The sequence below is a fragment of the Methylobacterium litchii genome, assembly GCF_038442315.1.
In the GTDB taxonomy this organism is placed as follows: Bacteria; Pseudomonadota; Alphaproteobacteria; order Rhizobiales; family Beijerinckiaceae; genus Methylobacterium; species Methylobacterium litchii.
This window is the reverse complement of sequence record NZ_JBBXMY010000005.1, coordinates 46692-72126: the sequence shown is the minus strand read 5'-3', so window position 1 is coordinate 72126 and position 25435 is coordinate 46692. Positions and strand designations below refer to the sequence as shown.

Sequence of the window (25435 nt, the reverse complement as noted above, 5' to 3'; positions counted from 1 at the left end):
CCGCCAGCCATCGGCGCAGGGTGCCAGACACCCCGCGCCATCCCGCATTCGCGCCGGCCGCCCCACGGCCGGCGCCTGGAGAGACTGACCCCATGTGGCGCGCCCTCGCCTACCTCGTCCTGCTGGCCGTGGCCGCCTTCGGGGCGGTCTGGATCGCCGACAGGCCCGGCACCGTCACGGTGGTGTGGAACGGCTACCAGATCGGCACCAGCCTCGCCCTCGCCATCGTCGGCGTGATCGCGGCGGCGGTGGTCCTCGGCATCGTCTGGGCGATCATCCGCGGCTTCATCGGCCTGCCCGAGGCGCTGGTGCGCGGCTCCTCCGAACGGCGCCGGACCAAGGGGCTTTCGGCCCTCTCGCGGGGGATGATCGCCGTGGGCTCGGGCGATCCCCTGGCGGCCAAGCGCTACGCGGGCGACGCCGAGCGGCTGCTCGGCACCGAGCCGCTGACCCTCCTGCTGAAGGCCCAAGCCGCGCAGATCTCCGGGGACCGGGAGGGCGCCGAGCGCGCCTTCCAGGCCATGGCCGACGACTCCGAGACGCGGGTGCTCGGCCTGCGCGGCCTGTTCGTGGAGGCCCGCCGCCGGGACGACGAGATCGCCGCTCGCGCCTACGCCGCCGAGGCCTCGCGCCTCGCGCCGAGCGTCACCTGGGCCAACGACGCGATGCTGGAGGCGCATTGCGCCGACACCGACTGGACCGGCGCCCTGGAGACGGTGGAGCGCCGCGCCTCCCTCGGCCTGATCGACAAGCAGGCGGCCAAGCGCCAGCGCGCCGTGCTGCTCACCGCCATCGCCCGCGACCGGGAGGCCGGCGAGCCCGAATCCGCCGCCGAGCGGGCGCTTCAGGCGGTGAAGCTGAGCCCCGGCCTCGTGCCCGCCGCCTGCATCGCGGGCCGGCTGCTCGCCCGCCGTGGCGACCTCAAGAAGGCCGCCCGCGTGATCGAGGGCGCGTGGAAGATCAACCCGCATCCCGACCTCGCCCAGGTCTATCTCGGCCTGCGCACGGGCGATTCCGTGCGCGACCGCCTCGCCCGCGCCGAGACGCTCGCCAAGATCTCGTCCTGGGATCCCGAGGCCCGCCTCGCCGTGGCCCAGGCAGCGCTGGATGCCCGCGAGTTCGGCCGTGCCCGCGAGGCGCTTCAGCCCCTCACCCTCGAAGGGCCGACGGCGCGCACCTGCCTGATGATGGCCTCCATCGAGGAGGCCGAGCACGGCGCCCAATCCGGCCGGGCCCGGGAATGGCTCTCCCGCGCCGCCCGTGCCCCGCGCGACCCGCTCTGGATCGCCGACGGTACCGCCTCGCGGACCTGGGAGCCGGTCTCGCCGGTCACCGGCCAGCTCGACGCCTTCACGTGGCAGGCCCCGCCGAACGCCCTCGGCGCCCCGGCCGAGCCCATGGATCCGGAGGAGGACGAGCCGCAGCTGCAAGTGAAGCCGCATCCGGAGCCCGCCCTCGCGGCGCCCAAGCCCGTCCCGGCGGAGCCGAAGCTTCCTGCGCAGACGGCGGATCCCGTCTCGGCGGGCATGGTGGCGGCGGTTCTGCCGGTGCAGGCCGGGTTGGGGACAAGTGTCAAACCTGTCGTGCGCGACATTCCTGCGCGCGGCGGTGAACTTGTTTCGCAATCGGAACGTAGCAATATCTAGACAACGGCTCATTCGGGGGCCGTGCGGGGCCACCGTCGAGGAGAGAGTCCGATCACCGCGCAGCTTGCCAAGCCGTCCGCACGCCGGCCGAAGCCATCGGACCTGTCCCTCGACGAGGCGGATGAGCCCCGGCGCCAAGTGGGTGTCCTGCCGATCCGCCGGGGGCGTGACGGCGGGATGAAGGTGCTGCTGGTGACGTCGCGCGAGAGCCGCCGCTGGGTGATTCCGAAGGGCTGGCCGATGAAGGGCCGCAAGCCCTTCGAGGCGGCGGCGCAGGAGGCCTACGAGGAGGCGGGCCTGCGCGGCTCGGTCGGCAAGCGCCCGCTGGGCTACTACCTCTACGAGAAGCGCCTGAAGAACCTGGAGGCCGTCACCTGCCAGGTGAAGGTGTTCCCGCTGCGCGTGCGCAAGCAGCTGAAGCATTTCCCGGAGGAGCACCAGCGGGAGCTGCGCTGGTTCACGCCGGCCGAGGCGGCGGAGGCAGTGACGGAGCCCGGTCTCGCGGCGATCATCCGCGCCGTCCTGCAACGTCCGGTTCTGCCGGAGATGCTGCCGGACGCATAACTGGCGTTGCCAAGCCCGTTTCGATCCGGTATGGCCCCTCTCGCGCGGACGTCACGGCCCAACGGCCCCCGACCCGCCCCGTATCCCCGAGGGGATGCCAGATGCTGCGGTAGCTCAGTGGTAGAGCACTTCATTGGTAATGAAGAGGTCGACAGTTCAATCCTGTCTCGCAGCACCATAGTTCGCTCAATTCTGAACTAACGCCGCATTCGTTTGTCGCATCGGAATGCCGAAGCGAAGGAGCTGACCTCGGCGCGATCCGAGGTTTCAACCGCCGCCCTGGATGTAGCGGTTGGCGATCATCGACGCCGCGGTGCGGTTCTCGACTCCGAGCTTGGCGTAGATGGCTTCGAGATGCTTCGTCACCGTCCGGTGACTGAGGCCCAGGATCTCGCCGATGTCGCGGCTCGCCTTGCCCTGGGACAGCCAGAACAGGACGTCCGCCTCGCGGGCGGTGATGGGCAGGCTCGCGCGCAGGCGGGCGAGGCTCAGCGCCGGGTCGTCCTGCGACAGGCGCAACAGGATCTCCTCGGCCGTCCCGCCCACGAAGCTGAGGCTGTGCGGTGGACCGTCCGATCCCTTCAGCGTCACGGAACCGGTGGTCGTCCCCGCGAGACAGGCCCGGAGCCACGCCACCGCCTCGGGCGGCAGGGACAGGACGCCGTCGGGCGTCGCGGCCAGGGAGGCGATGAGCTGTCCGGCCTGGGGCGTGCACCACAGGACCCGGCCGTCCGCCGCCACCGCCAGCAGGGTCCGCCCCATCGCGTCGAGGGCGGTGCGGGCGCTACGGGCAGACCGCGCCCCGGCGAGATGGGTGCGGATGCGGGCCAGCAACTCGTCCGGGACGATGGGCTTCGTCACGTAGTCGACGCCGCCCGCGTCGAGGCCCCGCACGATGTGTTCGGTCTCGCTGAGCCCGGTCATGAAGATCACCGGGACGCTGGCGAGGTGCGGCTTCGCCTTGAGGCGGCGGCAGGTCTCGAACCCGTCTAGGCCCGGCATCACCGCATCGAGCAGGATCACGTCGGGCGTGACCTCGTCCACCAGGGCGAGGGCGAGATCGCCCGCCACCGCGATCAGCACCGTCGCGCCGGAGCGTTCGATCGCCTCGGTCAGGAAGCTCAGGGTCTCGGGGGAATCGTCGACGACGAGGATCACGTCGCGGCCGGGCTCAGTCATCGCCGGCGAGCTCCTTCAGCACCGTCAGGTAGCGGCGCAGGTCGAAGCCGGCGATCAACCCGCGCATCTCCGCCACGAAGTCCGGCGGAACGGTGTCGTCCTGTTCCATCGCCGCGAGCTTCGCCTCGATGCCCCGGATATGCCCGATCCGACCGAGGCGCAGCAGGTCCCCGACATGGGCAGCGGCGGGGCGGTCCGCCCCGGGCGGGCCATCCACCTCCGCTACCGGGTGCGGCGCCGCCCCCGTCTCCGTCCAGTCGAGGCGCAGCAGGGCGCCGGTCCGGTCCAGCACGTCGCGCAGGTCGAAGGGCTTGGTGAGGATCGCATCGTGGGGCGGGCTGTCCCCCCGCACGGGGCCGAGTTCGTGGACGTTGGCGGACATCATCACGATCGGCCCGCCATGGCCCCGCGCCCGCAGCGCCGCCGCCACGTCCCAGCCGCTCAGGCCCGGCATCGCGATGTCGAGGAGGATCAGGTCGATCGCGTCCGCGTCCGTCGCCTCCGCCACGGCCGCGAGGCAGGCGGGCCCGGTCTCGGCCTCGCGCACCGTGAGCCCGCGCGGCTCCAGGATGGCCCGCATCAGGGTGCGGTGCGCGCTGTCGTCATCGACCACGAGCACGGTCCGGCGGGGGCCCGCATAGCCGGGCTCCGCGCGGGGCACGGGGGCGACCGTCGGCATCAGCGTGGGTTGGGTCACCGTGGCCAGCATCAGGCGCAGCCGGGCCTGCGTCCCGCCCCCCGGCGCCGCCGTCAGCGAAACCTCCCCGCCGAGGAGCTGCGCCAGCAGGTTGGCGATGGTGAGCCCGAGGCCGGTTCCGGGCGTGCTGCGGGCGGCGGGCGTCGAGCCGCGCTCGAACGGCTCGAAGATCCGGGCGCGGTCCGCCTCCGGGATGCCGGGGCCGGTGTCGCGGATCGTGAAGATCGCGACCTGGCTGCGGTAGCTCAGGTCGAGCGAGACGGTCCCGCGCGGCGTAAACTTGATGGCGTTCGACAGCAGGTTGAGCAGCACTTGGCGCAGGCGCTTCTCGTCGGTGGCGACGACCTGCGGCAGGGTCTCGGGGCGGGTGAAGCGGAAATCGAGCCCGGCCTCGCGGGCCTGAAGCCGGACCATGTCGGCGAGCTGATCGAGGAAATCCGAGAGCCGGATCTCGTCGCGGTTGATCTGCAGGCGGCCCGCCTCCATCCGCGAGATGTCGAGAAGCCCGTCGATCAGGCCTGAGAGGTGCTGGGCGCTGCGCCGGATGACCCGGATGCCGTTGAGGCGGGCCGGGGGAATCGTCGGGTCGGTCTCGAGGAGCTGGGCGTAGCCGAGCACGCTGGAGAGCGGGGTCCGCAACTCGTGGCTGAGGCCGACGACGTAGCGGCTCTTGGCCTGGTTGGCGGCCTCGGCCCGCTCCTTGGCCTCCTGCAGCTTCGCGTCGGTCACCTTGTGCGCCGCGATCTCGGCCTCGTAGAGGACGGTCTGGCGCCGCGTCTCGGCCTGGGCGACCCGCCGGCTTTCCTGCGCGAGCACGAACAGCCACGCGACGACCCCGAGGATGACCACGAGGATGAAGAACACGCTGGTCAGCGCCGCGCGCAGGACCTCGCGGTGGTCCGGGTGGGCGATGCTCGCGCCCGCATGCACCACGCCGAGGATCAGCCCGATCACCGCGCAGAGCGTCAGCATCACCGCCAGATAGCGGCCGAGCGGCGCGCCGATCCAGGCGGCCGTGCGGCGCGGCAGGATGCGCGCGAGGGCGTCCTGCGCCTGGACCTCCAGACGGCCGTGGGGCTTGCAGAGGTCGCCGCAGCGGGCGTCGAGGGAGCAGCAGAGCGAGCAGATCGGCGCGTCGTAGGCCGGGCAATGGGCCATGTCCTCGCCCTCGAAGGGCAATTCGCAGACCCGGCAGGTGATCTCGCCGGCCCCCCAGTCCCGGCGCGGCGCCCGGGCGAGATACCAGCGCCCTCCCGTCGCCCAGGCCAGCGCGGGCGCCGCGCCGAACGCGATGGCCAGCGTCAGCATCGGGGCGAAGGCCTGGGGCGTGGGGCCCAGGAGGCCGAGGTAGAGCAGGCAGCTCGCCGCCAGGGCCAGCAGCATCGCCCCGGTGCCGACCGGGTTGACCGCGTAGAGATGCGCCCGCTTGAACTCGATGCCGGGCGGGGACAGGCCGAGCGGCTTGTTGACGGCGAGGTCGGCGGCCAGCGCCCCGACCCAGGCCGAGACGACGCAGGCATAGAGCGGCAGGGTGCTCTCGATGGTCTTGTCGATGCCGAGCATCATCAGCAGCACGGCGATGGCGACGTTGAAGACGAGCCAGACCACCCGGCCCGGATGGCTGTGCGTGAGGCGCGAGAAGAAGTTCGACCACGCGATCGAGCCGGCATAGGCGTTGGTCAGGTTGATCTTGAGCTGCGAGACGAGGACGAAGGCCCCCATCAGCAGGAGCGCCGCCTGTCCGTTCCCGCCGGTCACGTAGCCGAAGGCGACGCGGTACATCTGGGTCGGTTCGGCGGCCTGATCGGGTGGGACGCCGTGGGACAGGGCGAGGACCGCGAGGCCGGCGCCGAGCAGGATCTTGGCCATGCCGGGCAGGATCCATCCGGCGCCGCCGGCCAGCACCGCCAGCCACCACGTCCGGTCGCGCGCGGAGGTCGGCTCGGGCACGAAGCGCAGGAAATCCACCTGCTCGCCCACCTGGGCCAGCAGGGCCAGCAACACCCCGGTGGCGGTGCCGAACCGCGCGAGGTCGAAGCCGTCGCCCCGCCCGTCGAGGCCGGGGAAGGCGGCGAGCGCGGGCAGCGCGGCGGGATCCCGGACGGCGATGAAGACGAGGGGCAGCAGGCCGAGGGCGAGCCAGAGGGGCTGCGTCCAGATCTGGATCCGGCTGATCAGGCGGATGCCGTAGGCCACGAGGGGGATCACCGCGCTCGCGCAGACGAGATAGCCGATCCAGAGCGGCAGCCCGAGGCAGAGCTGCAGCGCCAGCGCCATGATCGCCGCCTCGATGGCGAAGAACAGGAAGGTGAAGCTCGCGTAGATCAGCGACGTCACCGTCGAGCCGAGATAGCCGAAGCCCGCGCCGCGGGTGAGCAGATCCATGTCCACGCCGTAGCGGGCGGCGTAGGTGGTGATCGGCGCGGCGGTGGCGAAGATGATGAGGCCGACGGCGAGGATCGCCGCCAGGGCGTTCACGAAGCCCGCCGTGAGGACGAGCGTGCCGCCGATCGCCTCCAGCGCCAGGAACGACACCGAGCCGAGTGCCGTCTGCGCGACCGCGAAGCCCGACCAGCGCCGCGCCTTCTTGGCCGTGAAGCGGAGGGCGTAATCCTCCAGGGTCTCGTCCGCGACGAAGCGGTTGTAGTCGCGCCGGATCGGGATGATGCGCTGCGGGCCGCTCATCGGTCGCCGACCGGGCATGCGGGGGCGACCGCGCGCGATCCAGGCTGCACGGCACAAGGCGCTCCCGCGCAACGTGGATTCCCGATCCTGAGCGCCATCGGTCCCTGGACTAGCCGGGTCGACGGTGCCCCAGAGGCAAGAGCCCGGCCATACGCAAAACAGCGTATATGCTGCGCTGCGGCGACCGCCCTAGCCTGCACCGGTCGATCCGAGGGCCGCCTCTCAAGGCCCCGGACGCAACCGGGGCAGGGCAATGGCAGACGACACCGATTCCGGCGCGGATCACGGCTTGCGGTCGCCGTTGCGGCGCAGGCTGCTCATGGGGTTGGCCGGCGCGCCGGCCCTGGCGATGATGCCGGGGCGCGCCTTCGCGGCGGCCCCGACCGCCGCCGTCAACACCACCGGCCTCGCCGTGACCGACACCGAGGTGACGGTCGGCATCCTGCACTCGATCACCGGCACGATGGCGATCTCCGAGACGGGCGCGCAGGAAGCGGAAAAGCTCGCGATCCAGCAGATCAACGAGGCCGGCGGCGTGCTCGGCCGCAAGATCAAGATCATCCAGGAGGACGGCGCCTCCGACTGGCCGACCTTCGCCGAGAAGGCCAAGAAGCTCCTCGTCAACGACCATTGCGCGGCTGTGATGGGCTGCTGGACCTCGGCCTCGCGCAAGGCAGTGCTGCCGGTCTTCGAGCAGTATAACGGGCTCCTGTACTACCCGACTTTCTACGAGGGTTTGGAGCAGTCCAAGAACGTCTTCTACACCGGCCAGGAGGCGACGCAGCAGATCCTCGCCGGGCTCGACTGGGTGCACAAGGAGAAGGGCGGCGATACCTTCTACTTCATCGGCTCTGATTACATCTGGCCGCGCACCTCGAACAAGATCGCCCGCAAGCATGTCGAGAACGTGCTGAAGGGCAAGGTGGTTGGCGAGGAATACTTCCCGCTCGGCCACACGCAGTTCAACTCGGTCATCAACAAGATCAAGCTGACGAAGCCGAAGGTGATCTTCGCCGACGTGGTCGGCGGGTCGAACGTGGCGTTCTACAAGCAGCTGAAGGCGGCGGGCATCGACCTGTCGAAGCAGGTGCTGATGACGATCTCGGTCACGGAAGACGAGATCGACGGCATCGGCGGCGAGAACATCGCCGGGGCCTATGCCTGCATGAAGTACTTCCAGTCGATCGAGAACGAGAACAACAAGGCGCTCGTCGCGGCCTTCAAGAAGATGTGGGGCGAGAAGACCGTCATCGGCGACGTGACCCAGGCGGCCTATCTCGGGCCCTTCCTCTGGAAGATGGCCTGCGAGAAGGCCGGCTCGTTCGACGTGGACAAGGTCGTGGCGGCCTCGCCCGGCATCGAGTTCAAGGGCGCGCCCGAAGGCTATGTCAGGATCGATCCGAACCATCACCTCTGGTCGAAGACCCGGGTCGGCCGGGCCAAGACCGATGGCCAGTTCGAGATCGTCTACACCAGCCCCGAGCTGATCAAGCCGGACCCGTTCCCGAAGGGTTACCAGTAGGCGCGCCGATCCCGCCCCCGGAAGCGGGGGCGGGACATGAAACGTCGTCCCCATCGCGCGAGAGTCCACAGATGTTCGGCGATTATTCCCTCGGCGATCTCGGCGCGATCTTCGCGATGCAGGGCTTCGCCGGCCTGATCCTGTTCTCGGTCTACCTGCTGATGGCGCTGGGGCTGGCGATCATCTTCGGGCAGATGGGCGTCATCAATATGGCCCACGGGGAGTTCATGATCCTCGGCGCCTACGTCACCTATCTCTGCTCGACGTTCTTCCAGACCTACCTGCCGGCCCTCTTCCCAATCTACTTCTTCATCGCGATGGGGCTGGCCTTCCTCGCCTCCGGGGCGCTCGGGATGCTGGTGGAGTGGAGCCTGATCCGGTTCCTCTACAAGCGCCCGCTCGACACCCTGCTCGCCACCTGGGGCCTCTCGCTGATCCTGCAGCAGGCCTACCGTTCGATCTTCGGCGCCCGCGAGGTCGGCGTCGAGCTGCCCTCCTGGCTGATCGGCTCGGTGCAGGTCACCGACACGATCGAGATCCCGATCAACGGCCTGTTCGTCATGGCCGTCACCATCCTCATCACCGTGAGCGTCGCGCTCCTGATCTTCCGCTCGCGCTTCGGCCAGCAGGTCCGCGCGGTCATGGCGAACCGCGCCATGGCCGGCGCGGTCGGCATCGATACCGAGAAGGTCGACAGGTACACGTTCGGCCTCGGCTGCGGCATCGCGGGCATCGCCGGCTCGGCCTTCACGATGATCGGCTCCACGGGGCCGACCTCCGGCCAGCTCTACATCGTCGACACCTTCCTGATCGTCGTGTTCGGCGGCGCGGCGAGCCTTCTCGGCACCATCGCCTCGGCCTTCTCGATCTCGCAGACGCAATCGACCCTGGAATTCTTCCTCTCCGGCTCGATGGCCAAGGTGATCACCCTCCTCGCGGTGGTCGGCATCCTGATGCTGCGGCCGCAGGGGCTCTTCACCCTCAAGGTCCGGCGCTGAGGAGTTTTCGGCCATGACGAACCCGGTCCAGACCTTCACCAAATCCATCACCGTCAACGACAACCCGTTCATGAAGCCGGTGGAGTGGCTGAGCTTGGCGTTGCTGGCTGGGGTGATCCTCGTCGTCCTGCCGCTGATGCTCGACGGCTTCCGCCTCAACCTCGTCGGCAAGTACCTCACCTACGCCTTCGTGGCGCTCGGCCTCGTGATCTGCTGGGGCTACGCCGGCATCCTGTCGCTGGGCCAGGGCGTCTTCTTCGGGCTCGGTGGCTACTGCATGGCGATGTACTTGAAGCTGGAAGCTTCCAGCGTCGCCAACACAAAAATCCAGTCGACGCCGGGCATTCCGGATTTCATGGACTGGAACCAGATCACCGCCCTCCCCTGGTTCTGGCAGCCGTTCAAGAGCTTCCCGCTCACGGTGCTGCTGGTGGTGGCGGTCCCGGTCCTGTTCGCGATGCTGATCTCCTTCGCGATGTTCAAGCGCCGGGTCGGCGGCACCTACTTCGCCATCATCACCCAGGCCATCGCCGCCATCCTGACGATCCTGATCGTCGGCCAGCAGGGCTATACCGGCGGCATCAACGGCATCACCGACCTGCGCACCCTCCACGGCTGGGACATCCGCACCGATCACGCCAAGGTCATCCTGTACTTCATCAACGGCGGCCTGCTCCTCGCCTGCATCCTGGCGGCGCAATACGTGAAGAAGTCGAAGCTCGGCCGCATCCTCGTCGCCATGCGCGACAAGGAGGACCGGGTGCGGTTCTCCGGCTACTCGGTGGCGGGGTTCAAGGTCTTCGCCTTCAGCCTGGCCGCCGCCTTCGCGGCGATCGGCGGGGCGATGTTCACCCTGCAGGTCGGGTTCATGTCGCCCTCGTTCGTCGGCATCGTGCCCTCGATCGAGATGGTGATCTACGCCGCGGTCGGCGGGCGCCTGTCCCTGTTCGGCGCGGTCTGGGGCACGCTGCTGGTCAACTGGGCCAAGACCACCTTCTCCGAGAGCTTCCCGGATCTCTGGCTGTTCGGCCTCGGCGCCCTGTTCATCGCCGTGGTGCTGGCCTTCCCGAACGGTCTCGCCGGCATCTGGCGGGAGCACATCGAGCCCCGCCTCACCCGCCGGGTGAAGGGCCTGCGCGCCCCGCCGCCCGCCATCGTCCCGCCTCAGAATGCGCCCGCCGGCGCCCCCGCCGAGTGAGGACCCCATGAACGCCGCGATCCTCTCCTCCCCCGTGGTCGGCGCCGAATCCGCCCCGCCCGACCACCTCCTCGCCGTCGAGGCGCTGACGGTCTCCTTCGACGGGTTCAAGGCGGTGAACGACGTGTCGTTCTACGTCGAGCCCGACGAGATCCGGGTGATCATCGGCCCGAACGGCGCCGGCAAGACCACGGTGCTCGACCTGATCTGCGGGCGCACCCGCGCCAGCGCCGGCTCCATCAAGTACAAGGGTCAGGAGCTGACGAAGCTCTCCGAGAGCGCCATCGTCCAGGCCGGCGTCGGCCGCAAGTTCCAGACGCCGTCGATCTACGACGACCTGACGGTGTTCGAGAATCTCGAAATCTCGTTCCCCCGGGGCCGCTCGGTGTTCGGCGCCCTGACCTTCAAGCGCGACGCCGAGGTCCGCGACCGCATCCACGCCATCGCCGAGACGATCTTCCTGAAGGACCAGCTCAAGGAGCGGGCCGAGTTCCTGAGCCACGGCCAGAAGCAGTGGCTGGAGATCGGCATGCTGCTGATCCAGGACCCGGAACTCTTGATGCTCGACGAGCCGGTGGCCGGGATGAGCGTCGGCGAGCGGATCAAGACCGCCGAACTGCTCAACCAGATCATCAAGGGCCGCTCGGTGCTGGTGATCGAGCACGACATGAAGTTCGTCGAGGACATCGCCCACCGGGTGACGGTCCTGCACCAGGGCAAGGTGCTCTCCGAAGGCTCGATGGAGCGGGTCAAGACCGACCCGAAGGTCATCGAAGTGTATCTGGGACATTGACGATGGCGTCGCTTCAGATCGCGCATCCCCCTGGGATCCAGGCGCCCCCGCTCGCCGCGATCCCGTCCGCCACCCCGGCGCTCGCCATCGAGGACCTGCACGCGGCCTACGGCCAGAGCGAGGTCCTGCACGGGCTCACCTTCGCGGTGGCCCCCGGCGAGATCGTCGCCGTGATGGGCCGCAACGGCATGGGCAAGACCACGCTGATGAAGACCCTGATGGGCCTCGTGCCCGTCAAGGCCGGGTCGATCCGGGTCGAGGGCGCGGATGTGGCCGCGCTCAAGAGCCACGCCCGGGTCGCCAAGGGCCTCGCCTACGTGCCGCAGGGCCGGATGATCTTCTCGACCATGACGGTGCAGGAGAACATCGAGACCGGCCTGACGGTGACCGGTGCCCGCACGGTGCCGCAGGACCTCTACGAGATGTTCCCAGTCCTGCTGGAGATGAAGGGCCGCCGGGGCGGCAACCTCTCGGGCGGGCAGCAGCAGCAGCTCGCCATCGCCCGGGCGCTCGCGAGCCGCCCCAAGGTGCTGCTGCTCGACGAGCCCACGGAGGGCATCCAGCCCTCGATCATCCGCGAGATGGGACGAACATTGAAAAAAATCCGCGACGAGCGCGGCCTGTCCATCGTGGTCTCGGAGCAGGTGCTGAGCTTCGCCCTCGACGTCGCCGACCGGGTCGTCGTGCTGGAGAACGGCGCCATCGTCCACGAGGCCCCGCGGGCCGGCATCGACGAGGCGGCCGTCGCCCGGTTCCTGTCGGTCTGACCGGCCGGCCCCCGCCCCGAAGACCCGACACTCACCATCGCAGCAGGGAGTCGTAAAAAATGCCCGAGACGCTGATCAAGGTCGATCTCACGCAGTCGGCCTACGACAACGACATGGTGCACAACCGCTGGCACCCGGACATTCCGATGGTCGCCACCGTGAAGCCGGGCGCGGACTTCATCGTCGAGACCTACGACTGGACCGGCGGCTTCATCAAGAACAACGATTCCGCCGACGACGTGCGCGACATCGACCTGTCGATCGTCCACTTCCTCTCGGGGCCTATCGGCGTCGAGGGCGCCGAGCCCGGCGACCTGCTGGTGGTCGATCTCCTCGACATCGGCGCCAAGCCGGAGAGCCAATGGGGCTTCAACGGCTTCTTCTCGAAGAAGAACGGCGGCGGCTTCCTCGACGAGCACTTCCCGCAGGCCCAGAAGTCGATCTGGGACTTCGAGGGCATGTTCACCAAGTCGCGCCACGTCCCCGGCGTGCGCTTCCCCGGCCTGATCCATCCCGGCCTGATCGGCTGCCTGCCCGATCCCACCATGCTGGAGACGTGGAACACCCGCGAGAAGGCCCTCTACGACACCAACCCGGACCGCGTCCCGGCGCTGGCCACCCTGCCCTTCGGCCCGACCGCCCATATGGGCCGCCTGAAGGGCGAGGCGAAGGACGCGGCCGCCGCCACCGGCGCCCGGACGGTCCCGCCCCGCGAGCATGGCGGCAATTGCGACATCAAGGATCTGTCGCGCGGTTCGAAGATCTACTTCCCGGTCTACGTGCCGGGCGCGGGCCTCTCCATGGGCGACCTGCACTTCAGCCAGGGCGACGGCGAGATCACCTTCTGCGGCGCCATCGAGATGGCCGGCTGGGTGCATCTCAAGGTCGACCTGATCAAGGGCGGCATGGCCAAGTACGGGATCAAGAACCCGATCTTCAAGCCGTCGCCGATCACCCCGAAGTTCGACGATCACCTGATCTTCGAGGGCATCTCCGTCGACGAGCACGGCGGCCAGCATTACCTCGATGTGCACATCGCTTACCGGCAGGCGTGCCTCAACGCGATCGAATACCTGAAGAAGTTCGGCTATTCGGGCGCGCAGGCCTACTCGATCCTCGGCACGGCGCCGGTCCAGGGGCACATCTCGGGGGTGGTCGACATCCCGAACGCCTGCGCGACCCTCTGGATTCCGACCAAGATCTTCGAGTTCGACATTAATCCCGGCGCGGACGGGCCGACCCAATTCCTCGACGGCTCGATCCAGATGCCGCTCTCGCCGGATCTCTGAGATGCCCGTCTACGACTATGCCTGCGAGGCCTGCGGGCCCTTCACGATCATGCGCCCGATGGCGGAGTTCCGCGAGCCGCATGACTGCCCGGATTGCGGGAGGACGAGCCCACGGGCCTTCCTCACCGCCCCCCGCATCGCCGGGATGGAGGCGGGGCTGCGAGCGGCCCACGCCACCAACGAGCGCAGCCGCCACGCCCCCCGCCGCTCGGGCGCCCATGGGGCGGGCTGCGGCTGCTGCGCGCCGAAGAAGGCGGCCGCGGCCCCGGCCGCCGCCAAGAGCTTTCCCGGCGCGCGGCCCTGGATGATCAGCCACTGAGCCGACCGCGTAGACCTCCCGGAGGATAAGACGCCATGATGCACGGAGACATCTCGTCCAGCCAGGACAGCGTCGGCGTCGCCGTCGTGAACTACAAGATGCCGCGCCTGCACACCCGCGCGGAGGTGCTGGAGAACGCCAAGGCGATCGGCCGGATGATCGTCGGCATGAAGTCCGGCCTGCCGGGCCTCGACCTCGTGATCTTCCCCGAATACTCGACCCACGGCATCATGTACGACGCCGCCGAGATGTACGAGACCGCCGCGACGGTTCCCGGCGCCGAGACCGAGGTGTTCGCCGCCGCTTGCCGGGAGGCGAAGGTCTGGGGCGTGTTCTCGCTCACCGGCGAGCGCCACGAGGAGCACCCGCACAAGGCGCCCTACAACACCCTGATCCTGATGAACGACCAGGGCGAGATCGTCCAGAAGTACCGCAAGATCATGCCCTGGACGCCGATCGAGGGCTGGTATCCGGGGGACCGCACCTACGTCTCGGACGGGCCGAAGGGCCTCAAGATCAGCCTGATCATCTGCGACGACGGCAACTACCCGGAAATCTGGCGCGACTGCGCCATGCGCGGCGCCGAACTGATCATCCGCTGCCAGGGTTACATGTATCCGGCCAAGGAACAGCAGATCGTCATCTCGAAGGCGATGGCATTCGCCAACAACACCTACGTCGCGGTGTCGAACGCGGCCGGGTTCGACGGGGTCTACACGTATTTCGGCCACTCGGCGATCATCGGCTTCGACGGCCGCACCCTCGGCGAATGCGGCGAGGAGGAGATGGGGATCCAGTACGCCGCCCTGTCGAAGTTCCTCATCCGCGACTTCCGCGCCCACGGCCAGTCGGAGAACCACCTCTTCAAGCTCCTGCACCGTGGCTACACGGGCATGATCAACTCGAAGGAGAACCGGCACGGGATGTCGGAATGCCCCTACGACTTCTACCGGCGCTGGATCGAGGATCCCGACGGGACCCGCGACGCGGTGCGGGCCATCACCCGCCAGAGCGTCGGCACGGAGGAATGCCCGATCGAGGGCATCCCCTTCATCGGCCGGGGCGACGCGCCGCCCGATCCCTGACCGGTGCGGCCGCGCGCCGAAGGAGAATATCGGCCGATGACGAGAATTTTGACGTTATCGGCCAATCTCCGCCCGTCCTTCGACCAGGGGGCGCCCATTTGCGCAAGCTTTGCGCCGTCCTGCGCCCTCTTTGATCTTCCGGTCGTCCGGAAGGCCGGCAATGATACGGCCGCTTGTCCAAGGGGGCTTCGGGATCGATGGCACATCTCACGCGGCGAAGCTTCGTCGGGGCGGCGTCCTTGCTCGCCTCCCCCGCCCTGATCCGGCCGGCCTTCGCGGCCGACACCGTCAAGCTCGGCTGCCTGTTCTCCTCCTCCGGCACGATGGCCAACCTCGAGGGCCGGCTGAACCACGTCGTCCGCATGGCCGCCGACGAGATCAACGGCCGGGGCGGCGTCAACGGCCGCCAGATCGAGGTGCTGACCTCCGATCCCGCCTCGGATTGGCCGCTCTATGCCCAGGTCGGCCGGCAGATGCTGCAGCAGGAGAAGGTCGCGGCCCTGTTCGGCTGCTGGACCTCGGTGTCGCGCAAATCCGTCCTGCCGGTCGTCGAGCAGAACGACGGGCTGCTGTTCTACCCGCTGCATTTCGAGGGCGACGAGAATTCGAAGAACGTCGTCTACGTGAACTCGCCCCCCGCCAGCTCCGTGCTGCCGGCGGTGGATTACCTGATGGGCCAGGACGGGGTCGGGGCGAAGCGGTTCTTCATGATCGGCTCGGACTACGTCTGGCCCCGGACGATCAACAAGCAGCTCAAGGGCTATTGGAAGAGCAAGGGCATCCCCGAGAGCGCGTGGCGCGAGGAATACGTGCCCTTCGGCTTCTCGAACTTCCAGACGCTGGTGAACCAGGTCCGCAGCTTCGCCAGCCAGCCCGGCGGGCAGGCGATCGTGGTGCTCACCGTCGTCGGATCCTCGATCCCCGACTTCCTGCGCGAATTCGCCAACCAGGGCATCACCGCCACCGACGTGCCGATCCTCGGCCTCGACATGGTGGAGGCCGATCTCGAAGGGCTCGACACCGCCAAGCTCGCCGGCCACCTGAATTGCTGGGCCTATCTGCAGGCCGCCAAGAGCGAGCGGAACACGAAGTTCCTCGGCGACTGGGCCTCCTACGTGAAGGCCAAGAACGTCCCGTTCAGCGCGGACACGGTCATCGACCCGATGGTGTCGGCCTATGACAGCGTCCAGCTCTGGGCGCTCGCCGCCGCCAAGGCCGGGTCCTTCGCGGTGCCTGAGGTGCGCAAGGCCTTCGCCGGCCTCAGCTTCGAGGACCCGTCCGGCTACACGCTGACCATGACGGGGGAGAACAACTACGTCTCCCGCGGCGTATTCATCGGCTCGGTCAACGAGAAGCGCGGCTTCGACGTGCTGTGGCAATCCCCGAACGCGCCCAAGCCGGTCCCGTTCAGCCCCTATGGCTGAACCGGGGATGCCCGTGCTCCGCGCCGTCCTGGTCCTCGTCTGTCTCGCGCTCGTGCCGGCTCCCGCCGCCGCCGCGTCCCTCGACCGGGCGGGGTTCGCGGCGGGCCTGTGCGATGACGCCGCCGCGCAGGTTCGCGCCGCCGAGGGCCTGATCCAATCCGCCGAAACGCTGCCGGCGGACGACTTATCCTTCGCCGCCGGCCTCCTCGGCGCCCTCGCCGAGCGACGCCTCGCCTGCCCGGCGGATGGCGCCCTCCTGCTCGACCGGCCCGGCGCGACCGAGGGGCGCGATGCGCTCACCGGCCTCGCGCGGGCGGCCCCGGACGCGCGGGCGCCGGTCCTCGGACTGCGCCAGCGCGCCGCCGTGGAGACGGCGCGCGGCGTCACCGCCCTGCTCACCGGCCCCGATCCGGCCGCGCGGGCCGCCGGCCTCGCCGCCGCCGAGCGGCGCATCGCCACCGTCCCGGCGGCTGTGCTCGACCGGGCGCGCGACGCGGAGAGCGATGCCGGATTGAAGGAGCGGATCACCGGCCTCGCCCAGGCGGCCGCCCTGTCGTCGCCCGATCCGGTTCGGCGCCGGGCGGCCATCGCCGCCGTGGCCGCCCATCCGTCGGGGGCCGCGAAGGCGCGCCTCGCGGCGCTGAAGGGCGACCCGGCCTACGCCGCCGACCCGGCCTTCCAGGCGGCTCTCGATGCCGGCCTCGCCACGGTCTCCCGCGCGGTGGTGGTCGGGGACGGCCTCGCGGTGGTCTATAACGGGCTGAGCTTCGCCAGCATCCTGTTCATGGCGGCGGCCGGGCTCGCGATCATCTTCGGGCTGATGGGCGTGATCAACCTCGCCCAGGGCGAGTTCATCATGCTCGGCGCCTACGCCACCTACGGCGTGCAGGAAGCCTTCCGCCGCCTCGCCCCCGGCCTCCTCGACCTCTACCTCGTCGCGGCCATCCCTGTGGCCTTCTGCGCCGTCGCCCTGGTGGGGATCGTCGTCGAGGCGCTGATCCTGCGCCATCTCTACCGGCGGCCGCTCATGAGCCTGCTGGCCACCTGGGCGGTGAGCCTGTTCCTCGTGAACCTCGTGCGCGTGACGGTGGGCACCCAGAACCTGCAATTCGTCATGCCCGCCTATGTCAGCGGCGGCGTGCCCCTCTACGCCGACTTCGTCGTGACCTGGAACCGGCTCTTCGCCATCGGCTTCGCGGCGGCGACCCTCGTCCTGACGCTCCTGATCCTGCGCCGCACGCCGCTGGGGCTCGACATCCGCGCCGTGACCCAGAACCGCGACATGGCCGCCTGCCTCGGCCTGCCGGTCCGCCGGGTCGACCGCCTCGCCTTCGGGCTGGGCTCGGGCATCGCGGGGCTCGCCGGGGTGGCCCTCTGCCCGATCTACAGCGTCAATCCCGGCATGGGGTCGGGCTTCATCGTCGACAGCTTCATGGTCGTGGTGCTGGGCGGCGTCGGCAGCCTCCTCGGGACGCTGGTGGCGGCCCTCGGGATCGGCGGCGCCAACGTGCTGATCGAGCCGGTCTCCGGCGCGGTCGCCGCCAAGGTCATCGTGCTCGTGGGCATCATCCTGTTCCTGCAGCGGCGGCCCGAGGGGCTGTTCGCGGTGCGGAGGCGGCGGTGAGCGGCGCCGTGCAGACCGTCCTCGCCCCGCCGGCTGGCCCGGCCCGGCGCGCGGTGCGCGATCCCCTGGTCGCCGGCCTCGTCGGGCTCTGCCTCGCCGTCGCGGTGGGGCTCCTCGTGGCGCGGCCCGCGCCGTATCTCGTCAACGCGCTCGGCCAGCTCGCGGCCTTCGCGATCCTGGCCGTGTCCCTCGATCTGGTCTGGGGCTATCTCGGCATCCTCAGCCTGGGGCACGGGCTGTTCTTCGCCATCGGCGGCTACGTCTGCGCCATGCACCTCCTGTCCCACGGGGTGGCGGTGACGGGCGTGCAGCCGGACTTCGTGCAGTTCATGGGGTGGAAGAGCCTGCCGGCCTATTGGGCGGGGCTCGACCACCCGGCCTACGCCCTCGTCCTGGCGCTGGCGCTCGCCGGCCTCGTCGCCTTCCTGTTCGGGCTCGCCTCGTTCCGCTCGCGGGTCAACGGCGTCTACTTCTCGATCATCAGCCAAGCCCTCGTCTACGTCGCGATGCTGCTGATGTACCGCAACGACACCGGCCTCGGCGGCAACAACGGCATGACCGGGTTCCCGCTGCTGTTCGGCTGGCCGATGGGGTCCCCCGGCGTGGCCACCGGGCTGGCCGTCGCCGCCCTGGTGGCGCTGGCCGCCGTGCTCGCCGGCACGCGGCTCCTCGTCGGCAGCGCCGTGGGCCGGCGGATGCTCGCCTGCCGCGACGACGAAACCCGCCTGCGCACCCTGGGCTACAGCACCACCCGGCTGAAGCTCGGCATCTGGTGCCTCTCGGCCATGATCGCGGCCCTCGCCGGCATCCTCTACGTGCCGCAGGTCGGCATCATTAACCCACGCGTGCTCGCGCCCGACCTCTCCATCGAGATCGCGGTCTGGGTGGCCATCGGCGGCCTGGGGCGGCTCGGCGGGGCGGTGATCGGTGCGGTGCTCGTCAACGGTCTGAAGTTCTGGCTCAGCGCCGCGATGCCGGAGGCGTGGCCGTTCATCCTGTCGGGGCTGGTCCTCGTCGTGGTGCTGGTCCTGCCGAACGGCCTGCTCGACCTCGTGGCCCTGCGCCCGCGCCCGGCCTGGCTGCGGGGTTCCCGATGACCGGCCTCGTCGTCGAGGGTCTGACGGTCGCGTTCGGCCGCTTCACGGCGCTGGACGGCGTCTCGCTGGCGGTCGATCCCGGCGAGGTGCGGGCGGTGATCGGGCCGAACGGCGCCGGCAAGACCACCCTGCTCGACGTGATCTCCGGCATCACCAAGCCAGTCTCCGGCCGGGTGATGCTCGGCGACCGGATCGACCTCACCACGCGGTCCGAGGCCGAGATCGCCCGGGCCGGCGTGCGGCGCAAGTTCCAGAAGCCCAGCGTCTTTCCGGCGCTCACCGTGCGGGAGAATCTGGAGATCGGCTGCGGCCCCGCCGTCCCGGCCGGGGCGCGGGCCGCCCGCATCGCCTCCGTCCTCGGCGAGATCGGCCTCGGCCCCCGTGGCGAGGTCTTGGCCGGGCGCCTGTCCCACGGGGAGAAGCAGTGGCTGGAGATCGGGATGGTGCTCGCCGCCGAGCCGGCCCTGCTGCTCCTCGACGAGCCCGTGGCCGGGTTGTCCGATGCCGAGACGGCGCAGACTGCCGCGCTGATCCGCGCCCTGCGGCGGCCGGATCGGGCGATCCTGGTGATCGAGCACGACATGGACTTCGTCGAGGCGGTCGCCGACCGGGTGACGGTGCTGCACGAGGGCCGCACGCTCTACGAGGGCAGCCTGCACGGCGCCCGGAGCGACGCCCGCGTCATCGAGGTCTTCCTCGGCCGATGACCCACGCCGCCACGCCCGCCCGCCTCACCGTCGAGGGGCTCGATCAGCATTACGGCAGCGCACAGGTGCTGCGCGGGGTCGCCCTCGCGGTCGAGCCGGGGGCCTGCCTCACCGTGCTCGGCCGCAACGGCGCAGGCAAGACCACGCTGCTGCGCTGCCTCACCGGCTCGATCCCCGAGAGCCGCGGCCGCATCGCCCTGGACGGGACCGATCTGACGCGCCTGTCCCCCGACCGGCGCGCCCGCGCGGGCCTCGCCTACGTTCCGCAGGGGCGCGAGATCTTCCCGGATCTGAGCGTCGCCGAGAACCTGCGGATCGCCGCCCGCGCCCACGGGCTGGACCGCACCGGGGCGGTGGACGAGGCGGTCGCCCTGTTCCCCGCCCTGCGCGGACTCTGGCACCGGCCGGGGGGAAACCTCTCGGGCGGTCAGCAGCAGCAGCTCGCCATCGCCCGCGCGCTCGCCACCCGGCCCCGCGCCCTCCTCCTCGACGAGCCGACGGAGGGCATCCAGCCCTCCATCGTCGCCGCCATCGAGGAGGTGATCGCCGGGCTGAAGGGCCGGATCACCGTGCTGCTGGTGGAGCAGTACCTCGATTTCGCGCTCCGGGTCGCCGACACCGTGGTGGTGCTGTCGCGGGGCCACGTCGTCGCGCGCGGCGATCCTGGGTCCCTGAGCCACGAAACCCTCACCCGGCACATCGCCGTCTGACAGTTGGAAGGAGCCGCCGTGCCCACCCATCACGAGATCCCCGCCACCCCCGAGACGATGGTGCTCGGCTATTTCGACGCCGCGCTGCCGCCGGTCCTGACGGTCCGGTCGGGCGACACCGTCACCCTCCACTCGCACCCGGCGGGCGGACGCGAATGCCTCCACCCGGACCCGGCGCGGGTGCCCCCCGACCTGCTCCAGGCCCTCGACACGCTCCCCTCCGGCCCCGGACCCCACTTCGTCACCGGCCCGATCCACGTGGAAGGCGCCGAGCCCGGCGACATGCTGCAGGTCGACATCCTCGACCTGAAGTTCCGCCTCGACTGGGGCTTCGTGGCGATCCTGCCGTTGCTCGGCACCCTGCCGGACGAGTTCACCGAGTACGAGACGATCCACGCCGACATCGACACCGCGCGCGGCGTCTGCCGCCTGCCCTGGGGCGCGGAACTGCCCCTCGATCCGTTCTTCGGCATCCTCGGCACCGCGCCGCCGGCCGCCTGGGGGCGGGTCGGCACGCCGGTGCCCCGCGCCTTCGGCGGCAACATGGACAACAAGGAGATGCGGGTCGGCACGACCCTCTACCTGCCGGTGTTCAACCCCGGCGGCGGCTTCTACGCGGGCGACGGCCACGGCGTGCAGGGCGACGGCGAGGTCTGCATCACCGCCCTGGAGACCGGGCTGACCGGCACGTTCCGCCTGACCGTGCGCAAGGACCTGCCGGGCGCGTGGCCCTTCGCCGAGACGCCCACCGACCTGATGGCGATCGGCCTGCACGAGAGCCTCGACGAGGCGATGCGCCAGGCCGTGCGCGAGATGGTGCGCCTCGTCTGCGCGCGCACGAGCCTCACCCGCAACCAAGCCTACATGCTCTGCTCGCTCGCCGGGAACCTGCGGATCACCCAGACGGTGGACGGCAACAAGGGCGTGCACATGCTGATGCCCAAGGCGGCCCTCGCCACGGCGTAAAACGGGGCGGGCCTGCGTCTCAGTTCGCGCTTCGGACGAAGGCGAACCGGCCGACGCAGGCCTCGGCGCCGCGATGGCGGAGGACCGGTCGCGCTCCTGTGGGGCCGGTCCGGGCCGGCTCCGGTCGCGAGGGCTGCACGAGCAGGGCCGCCCGGAGCCGCTGCACCTCCGCCCGGAGGCCGGCGTTCTCCCGCTCGACCTGATCGAGCCGGGCCACCCCGGCCGGTTTCAGCCCGCCGAGCCGTCGCCGCCAGCGATAGAAGGTGCCGGGCGAGACATGCGCGCTCGCGCAGATCGCCGCGATCGGGATGCCCCTCTCGGCCTCGCCCAGCAGGAAGGCGATCTCCTCGTCCGTGTGCAGGGACCGACGCATGCGGGACCTCCCGGTTCTTCGACCTCGAACGCCCATCGGGCGAGCAAGAATTGGACCGGGGACGGAAAGGGCGGGAGCGGCGCGTCCGCGAGGGATCGTCTCCATCCGCCCGTAGACTGTATAGCGCGCGCGGCGGCGCCGGCTCTACAGTCAGATTAATTGCTATAGACTCCCAATAAAATAAATTTGTCGGCCAAGCATCCAAACCCGCTTCCGGCCATTGATGGGGCGCCGGTTTTCCAGTGGGACGAGGCGCGCACGGGTCGTCGGGAGCGAGCGTTTTGGCCGATCCATCCTTCGTCAAAACGTTCGTCCAGAGCACGGAAGAGGTCGAGACGGGCCGTGCTTTCGAGTACTGGCGGGATTCGATCTCCGCGCTGAGCGGCGTCGACATCCATACGACGAAGCCGGCATCTGCGTTCTCGGCCGGTCGCTTCATCGCCCGGGCCTCGCACAGCGTCCTGCTCCACACGCGAAGCGATCAGGTCGGGGTGACGCGGCTGGCGCATCACATTCGCCGGGACGAGGACGATTCGGTGAGCCTCGCCATGTTCCTGTCCGGGAGCGGGTACTTCGAGCAGGGCAATCGCGGCGCGCGGATGGTGCCCGGCGATATCAGTCTCGTCGATGCCCACCGCCCCTATCAGGTCGGCGGGTACGAAGCCTACGAGGAGGTGCGGCTGCGGGTGTCGCGCTCCCTGTTCCGTACCCATGTCGGCGAGCCGGACGTCTATGCGGGACGCGTGATCCCGAGCGGCCCGCACAGCGCCCTCTTCGCGGGCTATCTGCAGACCTATGCGGGTTTGGTCGGGCGGATGTCCGAGGCCGAGGCGAAGGTCGCCATCGAGGGCGCGCTGCACCTCGTCCGGACCTTCACCACCACATCCGAAGGGCCCGTCTCGTCCGAGGCGTTGCGCTCCCTCGCTCTGGTCCATATCGAGCGCGGCCTGCACGATCCGCATTTCGGGCCGGAGGCGATGTGCCGGAGCCTGCAGGTGTCCCGCACCCGGCTCTACGCCGCGTTCGCGGAGGGCGACGGCGTCGTGGCGACGATCCGTGACGCCCGGCTCGACCGTGCCCGCGCCTACCTATCCCATCCGGCGCAGGCGCGCGAAAGCGTGGCCACGATCATGATCCGGTGCGGCTTCACCGATCCGTCGCTGTTCAGCCGGTCGTTCCGCCGTCGGTTCGGGATGGCGCCGCGCGACGTCAGGCCCCGCTGACCGAGGGGCCGGCGCTTCCCGGCTCACCGGCTGCCGCGCTGGCCGAAGACGGCGGGAACGGTCCGGACCAGGATCACGAGATCCCGCTTGAGGCTCCACCCGGCGGCGTAGGCGAGATCGAGCGCGACGCGCTCCTCGTAGGTCGTGTCCGAGCGGCCGGAGACCTGCCACAGGCCGGTGACGCCGGGCGGCACGGAGAAGCAGGCGGGGAAGGCCGACCCGTACCGCGCCACCTCGGCCTGCACGATCGGCCGGGGCCCGACGAGGCTCATGTCCCCGCGCAGGACGTTGATCAATTGCGGCAGTTCATCGAGGGACGTCTTGCGCAGCACGCGGCCGATGGCCGTCACGCGCGGATCGTGGGTGAGCTTGTGCGTGGCGTCCCACTCGGCCTGCGCCGCCGGGTTGGCGACGAGATGGGCCGCCAAGGCCGCCTCGGCCTCGACCACCATGGTGCGGAACTTCAGGCAGCCGAAGGGCCGGCCCTGGCGACCCAATCGCCTGTGCCGGAAGATCGGCGACTTGCGGTCTCCCACCCAGACCGCGCCGGCGACGAGGGCCAGGAGCGGCAGGAGCAGGACGAGGGCGGCGCCGGCCACGATCACATCGATGGCGCGCTTGGCGGAACATTCCAGCCACCGGCGGCTCTGCGAAACGGACGTCGCCTCCGCCGGGACATAGGCCAGGGCCACAGCGTCAGGGGTGATCGGCGCAGCGCGCAGCATGGTCCAGTCCTCTGGGTTGGCCCGTGTCGGGTCTTGGTTTTGGCGATGATCGAGAGGCGATCGATTAGTTTGGAGTATCGCCTCGCCGCGAGACGCGGCCGAATGTCTGATCCCAGGTCAGGGAGATGACGTTGCTCGCAGTCGTTTCGGGTCGAGCTTGGGCGTCACTCCGACGCTTGCGCCTCGCTTGGCCAATCCAGCGGCGGATCAAGTCCGTGTCTTGGAAACGCTGCGACCACCGGGCGCTATAGACAGCTTTCGGTCGAGCGCCCTTCCTGTCCGTACGTCTCCCCACCGCCATTGCGTTAGGTCCTGTCCGCTTGAGCTGAGCTTTGCACGGCCAGCTCTTCTCGGTCGCCTAATCTTGGCGTCCCCTGCGGCATGCCTAATAGCAGATGAACGCGAACCGTCATTTGACTGCATGTCCTAAAAACTTGGCTCGGCGTTTTGGTCCGTTCAGTCTGAAACCACACATTCACGGATAATTAACCACGCCATCCGTCTCCGAAAACATATTTCCGCGATTTACAAATCGGCAGAGGTTGGCGGACTAGAAGTAATCGCCACTAAAAACGGTGGTATAATGATCTAGTAAGGATCAACGATAGTGTCGAACGGCGTCACGCTCACCGCTGCCACCCGCCAGAACCTGCTCTCCCTGCAGGACACGGCGTCGCTGACGGCCACCACCCAGAACCGGCTCGCCACCGGCAAGAAGGTGTCCTCGGCCCTCGACAATCCGGTCACCTTCTTCACCTCGCAGTCCCTCGACCAGCGGTCGGGCGATCTGTCGAACCTGCTCGACGGCATCTCCAACGGCGTGCAGGCGATCCAGGCCGCCAACCAGGGCATCACCTCGATCCAGAAGCTGGTCGATCAGGCCAAGTCGGTCGCCAACCAGGCCCTCTCGACCCAGATCACCACCACCGGCACGGCCTCGACCGCCTACGCCACGTCGACCACCGCCACGACCGTCAACCTGTTCGTGAACGGTTCCTCGACCGCCGCCTCGATCCCGGCCAACGCCACGATCGATCAGGCGATCACGGCGCTGAACACCGCCGTGGGCTCCGGCAGCTTCACGAAGGACACCACCGGCACCAAGCTCGTCATGAACGCCAGCTCGGATGTCGAATTCAACACCACCGCCGACCAGACCCTCATCGGCTTCGCCGCGGGTTCCGGCACGGCCACCACCTACGGTGCCACCACCGCCGTCGCGCAGAGCGCCGACCTCACGGTCTCCGGCGTTTCCGCCCGCTCGGCCCTGGCCAAGCAGTACAACAGCCTGCTGACCCAGATCGACCAGCTCGCCGGCGACGCGAGCTACAACGGCACGAACCTGATCGGCGGCAAGGGCACAAACAACAACCTGACGATCAACTTCAACGCCAAGGGTAACTCGAACCTCCAGGTCACGGCGACCGACGAGACCTCGAGCGGCCTCGGCCTGAATGCGATCACCAGCTCGTCCGTCGCCGGCACCATCGGCCGTGGCAACTTCCTGCTCAACAGCGACATCAACTCGACGTTGACCGGCCTGACCAAGGCGTCGAACCAGCTGCGGTCGGATTCCTCGACCTTCGGCTCGGCCCTGTCGGTGGTTCAGAACCGCCAGGACTTCACGAAGAACCTGATTAACGTCCTCGACACGGGCTCCGCGAACCTGACGAACGCCGACCTCAACGCCGAGGCGGCCAACTCGCAGGCCCTCTCGACCCGCCAGTCGCTGGGCATCTCGGCCCTTTCGCTGGCGAACACCGCCCAGCAGGGCATCCTCCAGCTGCTCCGCTAAGCGCGGCCGCGGCGAAAACCGAAGCGGCCGGGGCCGATCCCGGCCGCTT

The 25435-nt window shown here is 69.4% G+C and carries 22 protein-coding genes and 1 tRNA gene; 19 read left to right on the top strand and 4 right to left on the bottom strand.

Annotated features, from left to right (window positions below):
* Positions 1–92 precede the first annotated feature (92 nt).
* From AAHF99_RS11390 to AAHF99_RS11380, 3 genes are all read left to right on the top strand, one after another.
* Positions 93–1646, top strand: a complete 1554-nt coding sequence (locus AAHF99_RS11390; protein ID WP_342164418.1) for a heme biosynthesis protein HemY — start codon at positions 93–95, stop codon at positions 1644–1646.
* A 138-nt stretch (positions 1647–1784) separates the two neighbouring features.
* On the top strand, positions 1785–2210 hold the full coding sequence (locus AAHF99_RS11385) for an NUDIX hydrolase (protein WP_342164417.1): 426 nt from the start codon (positions 1785–1787) through the stop codon (positions 2208–2210).
* Positions 2211–2313: 103 nt separating this feature from the next.
* Positions 2314–2388, top strand: a tRNA-Thr gene (locus AAHF99_RS11380).
* Between the two features lie 89 nt (positions 2389–2477).
* Here AAHF99_RS11380 and AAHF99_RS11375 read toward each other — a convergent pair.
* The gene (locus AAHF99_RS11375) at positions 2478–3389 is read right to left on the bottom strand and encodes a DNA-binding response regulator (RefSeq protein WP_342164416.1); all 912 of its coding nucleotides are present in this window, start codon (positions 3387–3389) and stop codon (positions 2478–2480) included.
* Positions 3382–6771: a hybrid sensor histidine kinase/response regulator gene (locus tag AAHF99_RS11370; RefSeq protein ID WP_342164415.1), complete on the bottom strand. Its 3390-nt coding sequence runs from the start codon at positions 6769–6771 to the stop codon at positions 3382–3384. The genes AAHF99_RS11375 and AAHF99_RS11370 overlap by 8 nt, the downstream gene beginning before the upstream one ends.
* 253 nt (positions 6772–7024) lie before the next feature.
* On the opposite strand from AAHF99_RS11370, the gene urtA reads away from it, so the two are divergent.
* The 14 genes from urtA to AAHF99_RS11300 all read left to right on the top strand — a co-directional run bounded on the left by urtA (position 7025) and on the right by AAHF99_RS11300 (position 21270).
* Positions 7025–8293 (top strand): urea ABC transporter substrate-binding protein, encoded by a 1269-nt coding sequence (urtA, locus tag AAHF99_RS11365; RefSeq protein ID WP_342164414.1) that lies wholly within the window; start codon positions 7025–7027, stop codon positions 8291–8293.
* Positions 8294–8364: 71 nt separating this feature from the next.
* On the top strand, positions 8365–9291 hold the full coding sequence (gene urtB / locus AAHF99_RS11360) for an urea ABC transporter permease subunit UrtB (protein WP_342164413.1): 927 nt from the start codon (positions 8365–8367) through the stop codon (positions 9289–9291).
* Positions 9292–9304: 13 nt separating this feature from the next.
* Positions 9305–10489, top strand: a complete 1185-nt coding sequence (gene urtC, locus AAHF99_RS11355) for an urea ABC transporter permease subunit UrtC (RefSeq protein WP_342164412.1) — start codon at positions 9305–9307, stop codon at positions 10487–10489.
* Positions 10490–10496: 7 nt separating this feature from the next.
* Positions 10497–11282, top strand: coding sequence for an urea ABC transporter ATP-binding protein UrtD (gene urtD / locus AAHF99_RS11350; RefSeq protein ID WP_342164411.1), 786 nt, complete (start codon positions 10497–10499; stop codon positions 11280–11282).
* 2 nt (positions 11283–11284) lie between these two features.
* Positions 11285–12049: an urea ABC transporter ATP-binding subunit UrtE gene (gene urtE, locus AAHF99_RS11345; protein WP_342164410.1), complete on the top strand. Its 765-nt coding sequence runs from the start codon at positions 11285–11287 to the stop codon at positions 12047–12049.
* A 59-nt stretch (positions 12050–12108) separates the two neighbouring features.
* Positions 12109–13338 carry a formamidase gene (gene fmdA / locus AAHF99_RS11340; protein ID WP_342164409.1) on the top strand — a complete coding sequence of 410 codons (1230 nt, stop codon included), beginning with the start codon at positions 12109–12111 and terminating at the stop codon, positions 13336–13338.
* Between the two features lies 1 nt (position 13339).
* The gene (locus tag AAHF99_RS11335) at positions 13340–13657 is read left to right on the top strand and encodes an FmdB family zinc ribbon protein (protein WP_342164408.1); all 318 of its coding nucleotides are present in this window, start codon (positions 13340–13342) and stop codon (positions 13655–13657) included.
* A gap of 35 nt (positions 13658–13692) precedes the next feature.
* A complete protein-coding gene (locus AAHF99_RS11330; protein WP_342164407.1) occupies positions 13693–14742 on the top strand; it encodes an aliphatic amidase in 1050 nt (349 codons plus the stop codon).
* 197 nt (positions 14743–14939) lie between these two features.
* Positions 14940–16166 carry a transporter substrate-binding protein gene (locus tag AAHF99_RS11325; protein WP_342164405.1) on the top strand — a complete coding sequence of 409 codons (1227 nt, stop codon included), beginning with the start codon at positions 14940–14942 and terminating at the stop codon, positions 16164–16166.
* 13 nt (positions 16167–16179) lie between these two features.
* A complete protein-coding gene (urtB, locus tag AAHF99_RS11320) occupies positions 16180–17790 on the top strand; it encodes an urea ABC transporter permease subunit UrtB (RefSeq protein ID WP_412759873.1) in 1611 nt (536 codons plus the stop codon).
* Positions 17787–18887, top strand: a complete 1101-nt coding sequence (urtC, locus tag AAHF99_RS11315; RefSeq protein WP_342164403.1) for an urea ABC transporter permease subunit UrtC — start codon at positions 17787–17789, stop codon at positions 18885–18887. The genes urtB (AAHF99_RS11320) and urtC (AAHF99_RS11315) overlap by 4 nt, the downstream gene beginning before the upstream one ends.
* On the top strand, positions 18884–19594 hold the full coding sequence (locus AAHF99_RS11310; protein ID WP_342164402.1) for an ATP-binding cassette domain-containing protein: 711 nt from the start codon (positions 18884–18886) through the stop codon (positions 19592–19594). The genes urtC (AAHF99_RS11315) and AAHF99_RS11310 overlap by 4 nt, the downstream gene beginning before the upstream one ends.
* A complete protein-coding gene (gene urtE / locus AAHF99_RS11305) occupies positions 19591–20304 on the top strand; it encodes an urea ABC transporter ATP-binding subunit UrtE (RefSeq protein ID WP_342164401.1) in 714 nt (237 codons plus the stop codon). Before AAHF99_RS11310 ends, urtE (AAHF99_RS11305) begins: the two co-directional genes overlap by 4 nt.
* A gap of 18 nt (positions 20305–20322) precedes the next feature.
* The gene (locus AAHF99_RS11300) at positions 20323–21270 is read left to right on the top strand and encodes an acetamidase/formamidase family protein (RefSeq protein WP_342164399.1); all 948 of its coding nucleotides are present in this window, start codon (positions 20323–20325) and stop codon (positions 21268–21270) included.
* Between the two features lie 19 nt (positions 21271–21289).
* Here the strand turns inward: AAHF99_RS11300 and AAHF99_RS11295 are convergent, their stop codons facing one another.
* Positions 21290–21643, bottom strand: a complete 354-nt coding sequence (locus AAHF99_RS11295) for a transposase (RefSeq protein ID WP_342164398.1) — start codon at positions 21641–21643, stop codon at positions 21290–21292.
* A gap of 281 nt (positions 21644–21924) precedes the next feature.
* On the opposite strand from AAHF99_RS11295, the gene AAHF99_RS11290 reads away from it, so the two are divergent.
* Positions 21925–22866, top strand: a complete 942-nt coding sequence (locus AAHF99_RS11290; RefSeq protein ID WP_342164397.1) for a helix-turn-helix domain-containing protein — start codon at positions 21925–21927, stop codon at positions 22864–22866.
* A 23-nt stretch (positions 22867–22889) separates the two neighbouring features.
* Here AAHF99_RS11290 and AAHF99_RS11285 read toward each other — a convergent pair whose 3' ends face one another.
* Positions 22890–23591: a sugar transferase gene (locus AAHF99_RS11285; protein ID WP_342164396.1), complete on the bottom strand. Its 702-nt coding sequence runs from the start codon at positions 23589–23591 to the stop codon at positions 22890–22892.
* A gap of 607 nt (positions 23592–24198) precedes the next feature.
* Here AAHF99_RS11285 and AAHF99_RS11280 point away from each other — a divergent pair.
* Positions 24199–25386, top strand: a complete 1188-nt coding sequence (locus tag AAHF99_RS11280) for a flagellin N-terminal helical domain-containing protein (protein ID WP_342164395.1) — start codon at positions 24199–24201, stop codon at positions 25384–25386.
* Positions 25387–25435: the final 49 nt, after the last annotated feature.